The 14,345-nt window shown below is 68.5% G+C and carries 14 protein-coding genes; 4 read left to right on the top strand and 10 right to left on the bottom strand.

All coding sequences use genetic code 11. From position 1 onward, the window contains the following. Positions 1–16: 16 nt before the first annotated feature. Positions 17–943 carry a MerR family transcriptional regulator gene (locus tag ACERLL_RS01955; RefSeq protein WP_373654375.1) on the bottom strand — a complete coding sequence of 309 codons (927 nt, stop codon included), beginning with the start codon at positions 941–943 and terminating at the stop codon, positions 17–19. A 105-nt stretch (positions 944–1,048) separates the two neighbouring features. After that, on the bottom strand, positions 1,049–1,225 hold the full coding sequence (locus ACERLL_RS01960; protein ID WP_373654376.1) for a hypothetical protein: 177 nt from the start codon (positions 1,223–1,225) through the stop codon (positions 1,049–1,051). 158 nt (positions 1,226–1,383) lie between these two features. On the opposite strand from ACERLL_RS01960, the gene ACERLL_RS01965 reads away from it, so the two are divergent. The 3 genes from ACERLL_RS01965 to ACERLL_RS01975 are packed head-to-tail and all read left to right on the top strand — an operon-like array spanning position 1,384 to position 2,519. Then, positions 1,384–1,680: an HMA2 domain-containing protein gene (locus tag ACERLL_RS01965; protein ID WP_373654377.1), complete on the top strand. Its 297-nt coding sequence runs from the start codon at positions 1,384–1,386 to the stop codon at positions 1,678–1,680. A 39-nt stretch (positions 1,681–1,719) separates the two neighbouring features. Beyond that, positions 1,720–2,055, top strand: coding sequence for a DUF5132 domain-containing protein (locus ACERLL_RS01970; RefSeq protein WP_373654378.1), 336 nt, complete (start codon positions 1,720–1,722; stop codon positions 2,053–2,055). Continuing rightward, positions 2,052–2,519 (top strand): HMA2 domain-containing protein, encoded by a 468-nt coding sequence (locus ACERLL_RS01975; protein ID WP_373654379.1) that lies wholly within the window; start codon positions 2,052–2,054, stop codon positions 2,517–2,519. The genes ACERLL_RS01970 and ACERLL_RS01975 overlap by 4 nt, the downstream gene beginning before the upstream one ends. 104 nt (positions 2,520–2,623) lie before the next feature. On the opposite strand, the gene metK is transcribed toward ACERLL_RS01975, so the two are convergent. Together metK and ACERLL_RS01985 are read right to left on the bottom strand one after the other, a co-directional pair. Then, complete coding sequence (gene metK / locus ACERLL_RS01980; protein ID WP_373654380.1) at positions 2,624–3,811, bottom strand: methionine adenosyltransferase; 1,188 nt, start codon at positions 3,809–3,811, stop codon at positions 2,624–2,626. Beyond that, positions 3,808–6,852 carry a cation-translocating P-type ATPase gene (locus ACERLL_RS01985; RefSeq protein ID WP_373654381.1) on the bottom strand — a complete coding sequence of 1,015 codons (3,045 nt, stop codon included), beginning with the start codon at positions 6,850–6,852 and terminating at the stop codon, positions 3,808–3,810. Before ACERLL_RS01985 ends, metK begins: the two co-directional genes overlap by 4 nt. A gap of 123 nt (positions 6,853–6,975) precedes the next feature. Here ACERLL_RS01985 and ACERLL_RS01990 point away from each other — a divergent pair, with 123 nt between their 5' ends. After that, positions 6,976–7,416, top strand: coding sequence for a VOC family protein (locus ACERLL_RS01990; protein WP_373654382.1), 441 nt, complete (start codon positions 6,976–6,978; stop codon positions 7,414–7,416). Positions 7,417–7,533: 117 nt separating this feature from the next. On the opposite strand, the gene phoU is transcribed toward ACERLL_RS01990, so the two are convergent. The 6 genes from phoU to ACERLL_RS02020 all read right to left on the bottom strand — a co-directional run bounded on the left by phoU (position 7,534) and on the right by ACERLL_RS02020 (position 14,341). After that, the gene (phoU, locus tag ACERLL_RS01995; RefSeq protein ID WP_373654383.1) at positions 7,534–8,241 is read right to left on the bottom strand and encodes a phosphate signaling complex protein PhoU; all 708 of its coding nucleotides are present in this window, start codon (positions 8,239–8,241) and stop codon (positions 7,534–7,536) included. A gap of 13 nt (positions 8,242–8,254) precedes the next feature. Then, positions 8,255–9,064, bottom strand: coding sequence for a phosphate ABC transporter ATP-binding protein PstB (pstB, locus tag ACERLL_RS02000; protein ID WP_373654413.1), 810 nt, complete (start codon positions 9,062–9,064; stop codon positions 8,255–8,257). Between the two features lie 139 nt (positions 9,065–9,203). Continuing rightward, positions 9,204–10,370 (bottom strand): phosphate ABC transporter permease PstA, encoded by a 1,167-nt coding sequence (pstA, locus tag ACERLL_RS02005; RefSeq protein WP_373654384.1) that lies wholly within the window; start codon positions 10,368–10,370, stop codon positions 9,204–9,206. Between the two features lie 15 nt (positions 10,371–10,385). Beyond that, positions 10,386–11,627 carry a phosphate ABC transporter permease subunit PstC gene (gene pstC, locus ACERLL_RS02010; protein ID WP_373654385.1) on the bottom strand — a complete coding sequence of 414 codons (1,242 nt, stop codon included), beginning with the start codon at positions 11,625–11,627 and terminating at the stop codon, positions 10,386–10,388. Positions 11,628–11,873: 246 nt separating this feature from the next. Then, positions 11,874–12,887 carry a PstS family phosphate ABC transporter substrate-binding protein gene (locus ACERLL_RS02015; RefSeq protein ID WP_373654386.1) on the bottom strand — a complete coding sequence of 338 codons (1,014 nt, stop codon included), beginning with the start codon at positions 12,885–12,887 and terminating at the stop codon, positions 11,874–11,876. A 95-nt stretch (positions 12,888–12,982) separates the two neighbouring features. Next, a complete protein-coding gene (locus tag ACERLL_RS02020) occupies positions 12,983–14,341 on the bottom strand; it encodes an ATP-binding protein (protein ID WP_373654387.1) in 1,359 nt (452 codons plus the stop codon). Between the last annotated feature and the right edge of the window lie 4 nt (positions 14,342–14,345).

The raw sequence follows: 14,345 nt of genomic DNA on the forward strand, positions 1-14,345 counted from the left end.
GGTAAGCCGGGAGCGGCTAGGAGGCGCGTTTCAGGTCCGCATCGAGCACCGTCAGGGCCTCCCGTGGATCCGGCGGCAGGGCGCGCCCCCAGGACTGTCCCTGCAGGCGCCGGCGCGCGTTCCGGCCGCTCAGGTACAGGGGCACCCGAACCCGTTCGGCGAGCCAGGGGCCCTCCTCTTCGATCAATCCGGGCGGCGGGGCGGGGCCACTGAACAAGACCAAGCCCCCGGCGCGGGCGCGGTCCGTCGCGCCCACCAGGGCCTCCGTCGGGACGTTGGTCCCCATGAGCACGGGCCGGTAGCCGCCGTCCTGAACGATCAGGGCGAAGCTCATGAGGTCCAGCTCGCTGTCGGATTCCGGCAGTCCGGCGAGCATGAGCCGGGGGCCCGCGCTCTGGGCGCGCTGATGCAGGTAGCGCTCTCCCAGCTTGTTGCGCAGGTAGGCGAGGAAGAAGAAAAGCTCCCCTTCTCGCTCCGGCATGCTCACGCGGCGTTCCGCCAGGTCCTCCAGGATCGGCTGGACCAGGTACCGGTTGACCACCTCGGCCGGGTACAGCGCGAGGGCCTCGTTGTGCACGGATTCCAGCGCGCCCTCCTCGAAACCGGAGATGGATTCCAGGAGGCGATTCCGGAAGCCGATCCAGCCGCCGGCTTCCACGGATTCGGGGTCCTCCGGGAAGCGCGCCCCGGGAAGATCCAGAACCGTCCGGATCTGGCCGATGGGAATGCCCTCCTCGAGCAGCTCGAGGATGGTCTGGATACGCTCCACGTCCGCCCGCGAGTACATGCGGTGGCCCTTCGGGGTGCGGCGTGGACGCAGCAGGCCGTAGCGCCGCTCCCAGGCGCGCAGTGTTACCGGCTTCACGCCGGTCATGGAGGCCACGGTGCGGATGGGGTAGAGCCCTGCCTCCCGCGTCGCCGCCGTTTTATTGGACAATCCCATTGCGGCCCTCGCCAGTGCTTACCAGTCCCCATCTTACTATCAAGGTAACTCCGCCGGGCGGGAAAAGATCCATACGGATGTCTTCCCAGCCCATCCTGGCGGCGCCTAGGGCTGCGGCCCATCGGCGGGGCGGAAAGCCTCTTCGGTGGCATGCTCCGAATCGGTAGGGCCCTTTTCAAACCGCTTCAGGTGGTCCCGCACGGGACTGGCACGCTCCATGTGCCGGCCGATGTAGTAGCCCAGCAGGAATGCGGCTATCAGGAAAAGGAGACGGATTTGCATGGGTAGCACCTCTAGCGTCCCCGAGGCGGCCAGGACAGGGGGCGCCGGGGATGGCTCAAGTCCCGGAGCGCCCTGCCTTGTCGCCTACGGGGATGGGGGGTACAAAGGACTGTAGGGCCGTTTCCAGGGCCCGGGTCGTGAGGAGTGCGGTTTTCGACATGGATATCGACACTGTCAGGGTGACCCACTTCATGCCGGGGCGGGTCCGCCTGCGGATGGAGGACATAAAGGGCAGCCCGGAAACCGCCGACTGGGTGCAGTCCATCCTGGAAGGCGTCCAGGGTATCCAGCCCACCGAGGTCAGCACCGTTACCGGAAGCGTCCTGCTTACCTACGATCGCCGCGCGCTCCTTACCGAGCAGGCCGCCGAGTCCCTGGGCGAGGCCCTGTGTACGCTGTTCCCGGACCTGAACGTGGCCAGGCTCCTGGTCTGGCTGGTATCCCTGACCAAATGACCCGAGGCCTGCATCGGCGGGCCGATTGGAGAGGAAGCCATGGCGCTCACGGATGACCTGTTCAATTCCGGCACGGCCAAGGGCCTGGCCATTGGGCTGGGCACCGCCCTCGTGGCGCCGGTGGCCGCCTCGGCGCTCTCCGGCTTCGGACGCCCCGTCGCCCGGGCGGCCATAAAATCCGGGATCATCTTCTATGACAAGGGTCGCGAGACCCTGGCGGAGATGGGTGAGGTCTTCGAGGACCTGGTGGCCGAGGCCCAGGCGGAGCTGGAGGCGGATCGTCATCAAGGGCACCCTCCCGAAGAGGAGCCGGGTACGGACCAAGCCCAGGCGGAGGGCGGCGGCTCCTCCCCGGCTGATCCGGAGCAGGGATGACGCCGCGCGCTCAGATTCGGCACCGGCTCCCCCGGCGTGCTCGCCTGCGCATTCCGGACATGCGCGGGGACGCCGCCTATTTCGCCGCGCTGGAGGAATGGCTGGGTGCGCTCGAGGCCGTGGAGTCGGTGCGCGCCGATCCCCGTACGGGCGGAGTGCTCATCCGCCACGCCGAATCCGCCCTGGATACGCTGGCGGCCCGGGCCGAGGCGGAGGGCCGTTTCCGCCTGGCGCCGCAGGAGCAGCCTTCCGCGTCCATGGACGAGGTCCTGGCGCGCCTGCGCGGCATCGATGCGCGGCTGAACAGCGCCAGTCGCGGGGAGGTGGATCTCCGCGCCGCCCTCTTCCTGGTTCTACTGGCATTGGCCGCCCGCCAGACCCTGCAGGGCCAGGTCATGGCCCCGGCCATCACCCTCCTGTGGTATGCCCGCGACCTCCTGAAGCAGGAGCCCGTACCGGGCTGACCCTTCCTCTTCCCCATATCGCTACGCTACACGTGTTTGTGCGTATTTGCTTCCTGGGCGCAGCTCTTTCTTCGGTCGTGAGCCCGCGCGACGAAACCGGGGCTTCACCGGAGCGCCTCGGCTTCCTCGATCTCCTCCCAGGGTAGCTCCAATTCCGGGCGGCCCATGTGGCCGTATACCGCCAGCTCCTGGAAGAAGTCTCCGGCCCGGGCCTGCGGCAGGTGGCGCAGGCCGAAGCGGCGCAGGATGCCTCCGGGTCGGAAATCCAGGACCGCTTCCAGACGGCGGGCGATCTCGCCGTCCTCCAGGCGCCCGGTGCCGAAGGTTTCCACCTGGATGCTGACCGGCCGCGAGAGGCCCACTGTATAGCTGAGCTGCACCTCGCATTCGCCGGCCAGGCCCGCCGCCACCACGTTCTTGGCGGCATGCCGGGCGGCGTAGGCGCCGATCCGGTCGATCCGTGACGGATCCTTCCCGGAGAGGGCCGCCCCGCTGTGGCGCGAATACTCCCCGTAGGTGTCGATGGCGTTCTTGCGTCCGGTCATGCCGGAATGGGCGGCCGGTCCGCCGCCGATGAAGGGGCCTGCAGGGTTGACGTAGATATTCGTATGGCTGTCGTCGGTCAGCCCCGAATCGGCAAGCACGGGGCGCACCACCTCCTCGGTGAGGGCTTCGTGGAGCGCGGCGGGGCTGGGGTGATCGGCCTGACGCTGGGCGGCGATGAGGCTGACGCTGTGGATCCGCACCGGGCGGCGGTCGCGGTACTCCACGCCCACCTGGATCTTGCCGTCCGGGTACAGTCCCAGGCCCGGGCTGGAATGGCGCGCCCCGGCGAGCCGGGAGGCCAGGCGGTGGCCCACCCAGATGGGCAGGGGCAGGAAGCTCTCGGTCTGCCGGCAGGCGAAGCCGAACACGTTGACCTGATTGCCCGCGGGAAGCCGGTCGAGTGCCTCGTCCGACAGGGATTCCTCGTCCACGCGGGAATATTCCCCTCCCGGCAGCTCCCGGAAGCGGGTGAGGATGGTGCAGTCGCGCGGATTGAAATCAGGATCGCGGTAGCCGGCGCGGTCGATGACGGAGCGGGTTACTTCCGGGATGTCCACCGAGGCGCGGGAGACGAAGCGGGCGGCGATGAATACCACGCCGGTGGCCACGGCGGCCTCGGCGATGACGCGCGTGAAAGGGTCCCGCTCCAGGAAGCGGTCCACCACCGCATCGCTGATCCAATCGCAGAGCTTGTCGGGATGGCCTCCGGTGACCGATTCCGAAGTGAAGACGAAGTCCGTTCTCATGACGCGTCCTCCCCAGGGGGCTCGTAGGGAGCCGCCGGCTTGGTGGCCTCGTTTATCAGGAGGGGGAGCCCGGCCCCGGCAGCCACGGCCAGACCGTCCCGCCAGCCCATGGCGGTGGTGCCCAACAGGCCGCGGAGGGCCGGGACGCCGCTTGCCAGAAGCTGGGCCCCGGCCGCGCCGCCCAGCGCCCAGGCGAGATGGGGGTTGTGCCTGCGGGGGCTTCCCCACAGCACGCGCTGCTCCGAGCGGGTGCTCACCGCGTGGAGGAGCTGGCCCAGGGTCAGGGCCGTGAAGGCGTGGCTGCCCGCCGCCGTACCCGGCCCGTAGCGCCAGCGGCTCAGGGCGTAAACGCCCAGGCTGCCGGCGGTCAGGGTGGCGGTCTCCAGGGCGGTGCGGCGCATGGTCCGTGACGGGATGATGGGCTCCTCGGGGTCGCGCGGTGAACGGTCGAGGACGTCCACCTCCTCCGGCTCCAGGGAGAGGGCCAGGCCCGGGAAGATATCGGTTACCAGGTTGATCCAGAGAAGCTGCATGGGCGTCAGGATCTGGCTGCCGGTGAAGAGCGTACCCGACAGCATCACGGCGATCTCGCTGAAGTTGGTGGCCAGTAGGAAATGGACCGCCTTCTGGATGTTGCCGTAAATGGTGCGCCCCCGGCCGATGGCCGTGCCCATGGTGGCCAGCTCGTCGTCCTCCAGCACTACGTCGGCCACGGAGCGCGCCACCTGCGTACCGCTGCGCCCCATGGCCACACCGATGTCCGCGGCCTTGAGGGCGGGACCGTCGTTCACGCCGTCCCCGGTCATGGCCACCACGCGACCCGCGTGCTGTAGGGCCTCGACGATCTGCAGCTTGTGGGCCGGGCTCACCCGGCTGAAGACGTGGACATGGGGAACCACGCCGCGCAGCACCTCGGGGTCCATCTTCTCCAGGCGCGTGGAATCCAGGATCTCCAGGCTGTCCCCGCCGGCCAGCCCCAGCCGCTTGCCGATGGCGTAGGCGGTGGCGGTCTGATCGCCCGTGATCATGATGGTCTCGATCCCCGCCCGGTGGAACTGCTGGATCACCTCCCGCATCCCCGGCCGGATGGGATCGGCCAGGCCTACCAGGCCCAGCCATTCCAGGTCGCGCCCGCCGCGGTGGTCCACTCCGGGGGCAACCTTCCGGGCGGCCAGCCCGAGGACCCGGAGGCCGTCACCGGCCATGGCCTCGTTGTCCCCCAGGATGCGGCGCCGGTGTCCCTCGTCCAGCGGATAGGCCTCGCCGTTGGCGCGAAAGCGGGTGCAGCGCTCCAGCACGGAAGCCGGGCTGCCCTTGACCAGCACCACCTGACCCCCTTCCGGGGGCTCATGGATGGTGGTCATGTAGGGGCGTCCCTCGGCTCGGTGGTGGATGGTGGCAAGCGGGTGGCGCCTGCGCAGCCGCCCCACCCCGATGCCCGCGTCGCGGGCGGCCTCCAGTAGCGCGGTCTCCGTGGGGGAGCCGGTGAAGTCCGCCGCCTGCCCGGAGGCCGCGATTTCCGCCTCGCTGCACAGGGCGGCGGTTTCCAGCAGGGCCGTCAGCTCCGGATGGGCCGCGGATTCGGCGGGGGCACCCCCCACCTGGAGGCGCCCTTCTTCCATGGTGAAGCGGGACTCGCCGGCGGTAGCCTGCACCAGGCTCATCTTGTTCAGGGTGAGGGTGCCGGTCTTGTCGAGGCAGAAGACCTGCACGGAGCCCAGGGTCTCCACGGCGCCGATCCGGCGCACGGCCACCTGGTGCCGGCGCATGTCCCGGATCCCCATGGCCAGGGTGGTGGTGGCCACCGTGGGCAGTCCCTCCGGAACGGCGGCCACGGCCAGGGAGATGGTGGATTTCAGCATGGTCAGCAGGCTCTGGCTCCGCAGCAGCCCGAGCAGGAACACCGCTGCGCAGGCCGCCGCGCTGATAAGCACCAGCCGCTTGCCCAGCATATCGAGCTGCCGCTGCATGGGCGTTGCCGGGGAGCGTGCCGTGCCCAGCATGGCCTGGATCCGACCGATCTCGCTCCCCGCTCCCTTGCCGACGACGAAACCGCGGCCACTCCCGCCGGTGACCAGCGTGCCCATGTAGGCCATGTTCCGGCGCTCTCCCAAGGGCGTGTCGGGCGAGGTCCGATGGGCGGCCTCCTTCTCCACGGGCAGGCTCTCGCCGGTAAGACTGGATTCGTCCACGCTCAGGCGGTGGCTCCGGACCAGGCGGACATCCGCAGGGACGGTGGTCCCGGGGGAAATCTCCAGGAGGTCGCCGCTGACCAGGTCCTCCGCGTCGAGATGCCGGCGCCGGCCGCCGCGGAGCACGGTGGCCTGCTGCGGGGCCGCTCGGGTCAGGCTGCGGATGGTCCGCTCCGACTGCCGCTCGGTGGCGTAGCCGATGGCCGCGTTGACTCCCACCACCGCCAGGATGACCGCCGCGTCCAGGACCCCGCCGGTGGCCACGGATATGCCCGCCGACCCGACGAGCAAGCCCACGGGAACGTTGAGGACCTGGTCCAGGAGGATCTCGCGCACGCTCCGGGGACGGTCTTCTCCGAGCCGGTTGGGCCCTTCCTCCCGGAGGCGGGCTTCGGCGGTTTCCGGGGACAAACCGGTATGCGGGGAGGTTTCCAGGAGGCGGGCCGCCTGCTGCGGGGCGTGGCTGTGCCAGGGGGTGGTCCCCGGGCCCGGGGTGCCGCCATCTCCGGCGGCGTCGGCTTTGTCCGCTGTGGCACCGCCCCGCTCCGTGCCGGTGTCGGGGACGGCCTCCGCGAGGAGCGAGCCCAGCACGTCCTGGAGGGCGGACCGGGTCAGATCCGGGGTGTGGTGCGCCAGCAGGGACCCGGTGCGGGAGCTGGCGCGTACGCTGTGGATGCCGGAAAGCCGGCCCATTTCCTCCTCGAGCCGGGTGCCGAGCCCGGGATTCCGGTGCAGGGCGGGAATGGCGAAGCGGGTACGGCCCCGGACCGCGGCATGGCGGATGGAAAAGGGCTGCCCGGGCGCGGCGGGAGTGGGCTCCACGGAGTTGGCCGTGAGGCCGGATAGCATAGGACGCATCCTCGGCGGTGACCCGGCGCCGGGCGGCCGGTATCATTGCCATTGAAGCCCAATGGCCGGGGCCTGCCAAGGCCCGTAGGCACGACCCCATCCAGCCTAAGGAGCTCCCGAACCATGGCCGAAGACGAGCCCCGCGAACGCCCCGCGAGCACCCTGGGAATGCGCCACCTCGCCCTGTTCGTACGGGCGTTCGAGGAGTGCGAGCACTTCTACGGCGCCCTGCTGGGCATGGCCGTGGAGTGGCGGCCGGACGACGACAACGTGTACCTCAGCTCGGGGCCCGACAACCTGGCGCTGCACCGGGTGGGCGCGCCGCCCGCGGCCTTCGACGACCCCCACGCGCAGCACCTGGACCACCTCGGCTTCTTTCTGCCCGACTTCGAGGCGGTGGATGCCTGGTACGCCTTCCTCGGCGGCCACGGGGTCCGCATGAAGACCGAGCCACGCACCCACCGGGACGGCGCGCGCAGCTTCTACTGCTACGACCCGGACGGCAACACCGTGCAGATGATCTGCCACCCGCCGATTCTGGAGTGGGAGGCCGGTCGGAGCTAGCGGGCCAAGGCGCCGGAGTGCCCTGGCGGATCCGCCGGGGAAGGCTTTCCGGCGCCGGGAAAAGGAAGGCCCTCCCGTGCAGGGAGGGCCTTCTTCGCTCGTGGCAGGAGGGCCGGACTAGCCTTCGCCCTCCTCCAGATCGAGGTGGTTCACGTCCGTATGCCGGACGTCCTTGCCGTGGACCATGTAGATGACGTACTCGGTGATGTTCTTGGAGTGATCGCCGATGCGCTCCAGGGCCTTGGCCACGAACAGGATGTCGATGGTGGCCGAGATGTTGCGCGAGTCCTCCATCATGTAGGTGAGGAGCTCGCGGAAGATGCCCTCGAACATCTCGTCGATCTTGGCATCCTCCTGGTGGATGCGCAGGGCGGCCTCCGCGTCCATGGCGGCCAAAGCGTCCAGCGCCTGGCGGGTCTGGTTGCGCACCGCCTCCGACATGGAGGGAATGGCCAGATTGCGCTTCAGCGGTTTCCGCCCGCTCAGGTGCTTGGCCATGCGGGCGATTTTTTCCGCCTCGTCGCCCATGCGCTCCAGGTCGGTGATGGTCTTGATGGCCGTCATGACGAAGCGCAGATCGCGGGCCGCGGGGGTCCGCCGCGCGAGCAGGGAAACGGCCTTCTCGTCCGCGGCCACCTCCATGGCGTTGACGGCGTGGTCCTCGCGGATGGCGCCTTCGGCGGTCTCCTCGGATCCTTCCGTGAGGGCCCGCACCGCATTCTCGATCTGCTCCTCCACCTTGCTGCCCATGTTCAGGACATCGTCCCGAAGGGCTTCCAGCTCCTGATCGTAGCGGTGACTGATGTGATGGTCCCGGCTCTGCATGGTAAGAGGCTCCTCAGCCGAAGCGACCGGTGATGTAGTCCTCGGTCTTCTTCTCCCGGGGATTGGTGAACATGGTTTCGGTATCGTCGTACTCGATGAGCTCACCCATGTGGAAGAAGGCCGTGTAGCGGGCTACGCGGGCGGCCTGCTGCATGTTGTGGGTGACGATGAGGATGGTGTAGTTCTGCCGCAGCTCATCGATGAGCTCCTCGATGGTGGCCGTGGCCACGGGGTCCAGGGCCGAGGCCGGCTCGTCCATGAGGATCACCTCGGGGCTGACGGCGATGGCCCGGGCGATGCAGAGGCGCTGCTGCTGGCCCCCGGAAAGTGAGGTGCCCGGCTGGTCCAGGCGGTCCGCTACCTCATTCCATAATCCCGCCTTGCGGAGGCTGGTCTCCACCAGATCGTCCATCTCCGCGCCTTTCCTGGCGATGCCGTGAATGCGCGGGGCGTAGGCGATGTTCTCGTAGATGCTCTTGGGAAAGGGATTGGGCTTCTGGAAGACCATACCGACCCGGGAGCGCAGCTGGACCACATCCACGCTCGGGTCGTAGATGTCCTGGCCGTCCAGGTAGATCCCCCCCTTTACGTGCACGCCCTGGATGAGGTCGTTCATGCGGTTGATGCAGCGCAGGAAGGTGGACTTCCCGCAGCCGGAGGGGCCGATAAGGGCGGTAACCTCCCGCTCCTGGACATCGAGATTGATGTCGTAGAGGGCCCGGGTCTCGCCGTACCAGAGGCTCAGGTCCTTCACCTGGACCTTCACTTGGCCGGATCCGGGGGCCGCGTGCGGTGCCCCGGAGGCGGGGACCTCCGTGTGCATGGGGGTGCTGCGCCCCGCTTCCTGCGACGGGCCTTGCTGCTGGTCGGCCGCTTTTCCGGGATCGCCGCCGCTGGACCCCCCGGGATGGGATTGGGGCTCGGAATCGGCGGATTTCGGCTGTTGCATGGTTCGATTCTCCCTACCAGCGCCGTTCGAAGCGCCTGCGCAGCAGGACTGCGGCGGCGTTCAGGGTAAGCAGTACGGCCAGCAGCACAATGATGCCAGCGGCGGTGAGCTCGGCAAAGGCGCGCTCCGGCCGGGAGGCCCAGGTGAAGATCTGGGCCGGGAGCACGGTGGCGGCATCCATGACCCCGTCCGGCGGGGACGGAATAAAGGCCATCATGCCCACGATGAGCAGTGGCGCCGTCTCTCCCATGGCCTGGGCCAGGCCGATGATGGACCCGGTGAGGATCCCGGGCAGCGATAGCGGCAGGACGTGGTGCGCCACCATCTGCAGCCGGGAGGCACCGACGCCGAAGGCTCCCTCGCGGATGGAATCGGGAACCGCGCGCAGCGCGGCGCGGGTGCTGATGATGATGATCGGCAGTGTCATGAGTGCCAGGGTGAAGCCGCCCGCCAGCGCCGAGGAGCGCGGCACCCCGAAGAAGTTGATGAACACCGCCAGGCCGAGCAGGCCGTAGAGGATGGAGGGCACGGCGGCGAGGTTGTTGATGTTGACCTCGATGGCCCGCGTGAAGCGGTTGTCGGAGGCGAACTCCTCCAGGTAGACCGCCGTCATCACGCCGATGGGGAAGCTCACCAGCATGGTCACCAGCAGGGTGTAGAGGGTCCCCACCACCGCGGAGCGGATGCCGGCCATCTCCGGCATGGTGGAGTCGCCGGCGGTGAACAGCTTCCAGTTGAAGGCCAGTTCGGCGCGGCCCTGCTCGGCGAGTCGGTCGACGATCCGCCGGTCCTGGCGGGAGAGCTGGTTATGCTTGCCCTTGAGGTACTGGTCCACGCCGATATCGGCGATCACCCACTTGGTGACGGTCTTGCCCAGGAGGGCCGGCCTGCGCTCCACCTGATTGGGGATCTGGCGGAGGAAGCCGCGGCTCACCAGATACCGGACGTCCTCCTGCAAGGCCGCCAGGGGCAGCTCCACGGAGCGCTCGCTGTAGGTGACCTCCACCTTGATCTGGGCGCGCTGGAAGGCCTGGTAGCCCTTGCTGATGATGTCGCCGAAGAAGAAGACGAGAAAGGCGACCGCCAGGGTCAGGGCGCCGATGCACAGGGCCTTGAAACGGCGCTCCGCGCGGTAGCGGCGCCTGAGTAGCTTCTCGGTGCGGGAATTGGGGGTGGCCATGGTCTCTAATGGGCCTTATTCGTATTTCTCGTGGAAGCGACGGACCACGTATACGGAGATCATGTTCAGGGCCAGGGTGACGATGAAGAGCACCAGCCCCAGGCCGAAGGCCGACAGAGTCTCGGGACTGTCGAACTCCTGATCCCCGGTAAGCGCGTCGACGATGCGCACGGTCACCGTGGTCATGTCCTCCAGGGGGTTCGCGGTCAGGTTGGGACGCAGACCCGCGGCCATGACCACGATCATGGTCTCACCCAGCGCCCGGGAAACGGCCAGGATGAAGGCCGCCACCACCCCCGGCAGTGCCGCCGGAAGCAGTACGTGCTTGATGGTCTCCGAGGGCGTGGCACCCAGCGCGAAAGAGCCCTCCCGCATGCTCTGGGGGATGGCGCTGATGACATCGTCGGACAGGGACGAAACGAAGGGGATGATCATGACCCCCATGACGACCCCCGGTGCCAGGGCGTTGCTGTAGGAGGCCTCCAGGCCCACGGCCGTGGCGGCCTGGACCACCAGGGGGCTCACCGTGATGGCGGCGAAGAAGCCGTATACCACGGTGGGGATGCCGGCCAGCACCTCCAGGGTCGGCTTGGCGGCGGAGCGGACCTTCGTGGGCGCGTATTCGGACATGTAGATGGCCGAGAGCAGGCCCACGGGCAGGGCCACCGCCATGGCGACGGCGGTGATCATGAAGGTGCCGGCGAACAGGGGGACGGAGCCGAACTCCGCCTGGGCCTTGCCCTCCGCGCCGCGTCCCGCGCCGCCCAGGAAGGCGGTATCCGGACTCCAGGTGGTGCCGGTGAGGAACTCCCACAGGCTGACCACCTGGAAGAAGCGGATGGCCTCGAAGAGGATGCTGAAGATAATGCCCAGGGTCGTCAGGATGGAAACCAGGGAGGCGGCCAACAGCAGCCAGCGCACCACCGCCTCGACGATGTTGCGTGCCCGCAGCGCCGGGTGGACGCTGCGCATGGCCAGTGCCAGGCCCCCCGCGGCCACCAGGAGGCTGGCCGTGAGGGTCATGGATGCGGGCGGCGTAGCCAGGCCGAGCAGCTGCAGGAGGCTGGCGGCCAGGGCTACGGCCAGGGCCGGCAGGGCGAGCCAGACCACCGCGTACCAGCCGTAGAAGCCCGGCCGGGAATGAAGGGGGGGGCCGCTTCCGAAGGCGAGTACCCGACGGCGGCCCAGCATGTAGGCCAAGGCCATCAGGGGAAACAGGCCTCCTAAGAAGAGCAAGGCGGCTTGTCCGGGGCTCAAGGACTGCTCCTCAATGGTTCCGGCCGGAAAGGGGGCGCCATTATACCGATCATGTCGCGAAATGCCGCCCCTGCGCAGGGAATTCCCGCGGAGGGTATGTCCTGTGGGGGCCGGACGGCCGAAAAATCGGGAAAACGGGCCTGTAATCAGGCGCCTGCCCGTAAACCTGTATCGCCGTGCGCATACGGATAACAAAAGGAGCCGGCCAGAACATTCTGGCCGGCCCGGCGGTCCAGAGCGGGGCCGCTATTTCAGGTCGGCCAGCTCCAGGGCCTCGTGCTCCCCGGCTCGCTGGCGGATCGCCTCGCGCCGCTCCTTGGGTAGCGGGATGAGGCCGAGTCGCTTCAGATAGCCCAGGTCGCCGACCATCTTCTCCGAGAGGAAGAGGTTCACGTAGTCATAGAGTCCGGGAACCTCGCCCGCGTGGGCATTCTTCACGTAGAAGAACAGGCTCCGGGACACCGGGTATTCCCCGGAGGCGATGGTGTCGGGCTTCGGCGCCACGCCGTCGATGCGGGAGCCCTGGATGCGGTCCGTGTTCTCCTCCAGGAAACCGTAGCCGAAGATGCCGAGGGCATTCTTGTTCTGGATCAGCTTCTGGACGATCAGGTTGTCGTTCTCGCCCGCGGGCACGTAGACGCCGTCCTGGCGGATCTTGGTGTACCCCCCGCCGTAGCCCTCCATCTCCTCGGAGGCGGCCTCCATGACCAGCTCCTCGAAGGCATCCCGGGTGCCGGAGGTGGTGGGCGGGCCGTAGATGAGGATCTCCTCATGGGGCAGGCTGGCGTCGATGTCGTCCCAGTGTTTGTGGGGGTTCTTCACCAGCTCGCCGTTCTCGGGCACCTGCGCGGCCACCGCCAGGGTGATCTGCTCGCGGGTGAGCTTGAACTGCGGAGCGTCGACGCTGTTGGCCAGCACGATGCCGTCGGAGCCGATCACCGCCTCGGTGATGCTCTTCACGCCGTTGTCCTGGCAGCGCTTGAGCTCGCTGACCTTGATGCGGCGGGAAGCGTTGGTGATGTCGGGGGTGTCCGCACCGGATCCTGCGCAGAACAGCTTTAGCCCGCCGCCGGAGCCGGTGGATTCGATCACGGGCGTGGGGTATTTGGTGGTGGCGCCGAACTCCTCCACCACATAGCTGGCGAAGGGGTAGACGGTGCTGGAGCCGACGATGCGGATCTGCTCGCGGGCTTCCGCCTGGCCCGCCGTTACCGCCAGCACCGCGGCCGCGGCCACGCCGATGGTGCGCAGCATCTTCATGGTACATGCCTCCGAATGGGTGTGGATTGGCTGCCTGTCTCCAGGAGGTCGCTTCCAGCCAATGGTGAGTGTCCCACTGCTTTATTACAAAATTGTTACAAGGCCTTGTGGACGCCTCCGGACAGCGGTTTTTCCCGCTCCCCGGCGGGGTGGTCGGGGAGTACGGCGGAGAAGCGGGAGCCCCTTCCGGGCCGGCTGCTTACCTCCAGGTGCCCCCCGTGGTGCTGCAGGATGTGCTTGACGATGGACAGCCCCAGTCCGGTACCGCCCACCTCGCGGGAGCGGCCCTTGTCCACGCGGTAGAAGCGCTCGGTCAGCCTTGGCAGGTGCTGCGGCTCGATACCGATGCCGGAGTCCTGGACATGGACGGCGAGCTCCCCGGCGCGCGGCTCCACCTGGATCTCAACGGTGCCCCCGGCCGGGGAATATTTCAGCGCGTTGTCGACCAGGTTCCCCAGTGCCTGGTTCAGGGAATCCGCCTCGCCGTACCAGTGGTAGCCGGCCAGGGTGGCGGAGTCGGGGAGGATCAGCGCGATGTCCTGGTGTGCCGCCGTGCCCGAGAACTGATTGGAGAGGTTGGCGATCAGGGCGTCCAGGGCCACGGGGGTTTCCGGGGCGGGCTCGGGCCGGCCTTCCAGCCGGGAAAGGGTGAGCAGGTCGGCCACCAGCCCCTGCATGCGCCCGATCTGGTCGTTCATGATGGCGAGAAACTCCTGGCGCCGCTCCCGCTCCAGGTCGGGGTCCCCAAGCAGGGTCTCGGCGAAGCCCCGCAGGCTGGTGAGGGGGCTCTTCAGCTCGTGGGAGACGTTGGCCACGAAATCCTCCCGCATCTGATGGAGGCGCAGCCGCTCGGTGATCTCCTCCACTACCAGCAAGAAGGTGCCGTCCTCTTTGTGGGTCACGGTAAAGGAGAGCGTTCGCGAGGGATCGGGGTGATAGGGGGCTGTGCCGTGCCGCAGCGCCTCCCCGTCGTCGCTGAACAGATGCTGCAGGCTCGGTTCGCGGAGCCAGCCCTGCAGACGCTGACCGTGACCCCGTTCGGGGTCCAGGGCGAGGAGCTCGAAGGCCTTGCCGTTGGCCTCCATGAGGCGGCCGCGAATATCGAGGAGCGCTACCCCCACCGGGAGCTCCTGGGCGAGCCCCTCCAGCTGGGAGAGCCGGCGCCGGGTTTCCCGGATCTGGCGGTCGCGGTGCTTGAAGTAGTAGCGGAGCTCGCTTTCCAGGGTGTCCCATGCATGCGCTCCCTGCAGGGCCACCACGCCCTCCCGGGAGCGCAGCCAGCGCCGCAGGGCGAACAGCCGGGTCCGGGCCCATGCCCAGCCGATCATGCCCCCCAGCACCATTCCCCCCAGGCCGAGGGCGATGACGGGCCAGCGCGCCTGCAGGGCGCCCATGAGGGCCACCATAAGCCCGAGCGCGATGACCCCGCGGGCGCCGACGGGGAGGAGCCGCATCAGC

This window comes from Thiohalorhabdus sp. Cl-TMA (assembly GCF_041821045.1).
GTDB lineage: Bacteria > Pseudomonadota > Gammaproteobacteria > Thiohalorhabdales > Thiohalorhabdaceae > Thiohalorhabdus > Thiohalorhabdus methylotropha.

Excerpts from the sequence above, each read along its gene's own strand:
- ACERLL_RS01955 (WP_373654375.1), bottom strand. The coding sequence starts at position 943 with ATGGGATTGTCCAATAAAACGGCGGCGACGCGGGAGGCAGGGCTCTAC.
- ACERLL_RS01960 (WP_373654376.1), bottom strand. The coding sequence starts at position 1,225 with ATGCAAATCCGTCTCCTTTTCCTGATAGCCGCATTCCTGCTGGGCTAC.
- ACERLL_RS01965 (WP_373654377.1), top strand. The coding sequence starts at position 1,384 with ATGGATATCGACACTGTCAGGGTGACCCACTTCATGCCGGGGCGGGTC.
- ACERLL_RS01970 (WP_373654378.1), top strand. The coding sequence starts at position 1,720 with ATGGCGCTCACGGATGACCTGTTCAATTCCGGCACGGCCAAGGGCCTG.
- ACERLL_RS01975 (WP_373654379.1), top strand. The coding sequence starts at position 2,052 with ATGACGCCGCGCGCTCAGATTCGGCACCGGCTCCCCCGGCGTGCTCGC.
- metK (WP_373654380.1), bottom strand. The coding sequence starts at position 3,811 with ATGAGAACGGACTTCGTCTTCACTTCGGAATCGGTCACCGGAGGCCAT.
- ACERLL_RS01985 (WP_373654381.1), bottom strand. The coding sequence starts at position 6,852 with ATGCTATCCGGCCTCACGGCCAACTCCGTGGAGCCCACTCCCGCCGCG.
- ACERLL_RS01990 (WP_373654382.1), top strand. The coding sequence starts at position 6,976 with ATGGCCGAAGACGAGCCCCGCGAACGCCCCGCGAGCACCCTGGGAATG.
- phoU (WP_373654383.1), bottom strand. The coding sequence starts at position 8,241 with ATGCAGAGCCGGGACCATCACATCAGTCACCGCTACGATCAGGAGCTG.
- pstB (WP_373654413.1), bottom strand. The coding sequence starts at position 9,064 with ATGCACACGGAGGTCCCCGCCTCCGGGGCACCGCACGCGGCCCCCGGA.
- pstA (WP_373654384.1), bottom strand. The coding sequence starts at position 10,370 with ATGGCCACCCCCAATTCCCGCACCGAGAAGCTACTCAGGCGCCGCTAC.
- ACERLL_RS02015 (WP_373654386.1), bottom strand. The coding sequence starts at position 12,887 with ATGAAGATGCTGCGCACCATCGGCGTGGCCGCGGCCGCGGTGCTGGCG.
- ACERLL_RS02020 (WP_373654387.1), bottom strand. The coding sequence starts at position 14,341 with ATGCGGCTCCTCCCCGTCGGCGCCCGCGGGGTCATCGCGCTCGGGCTT.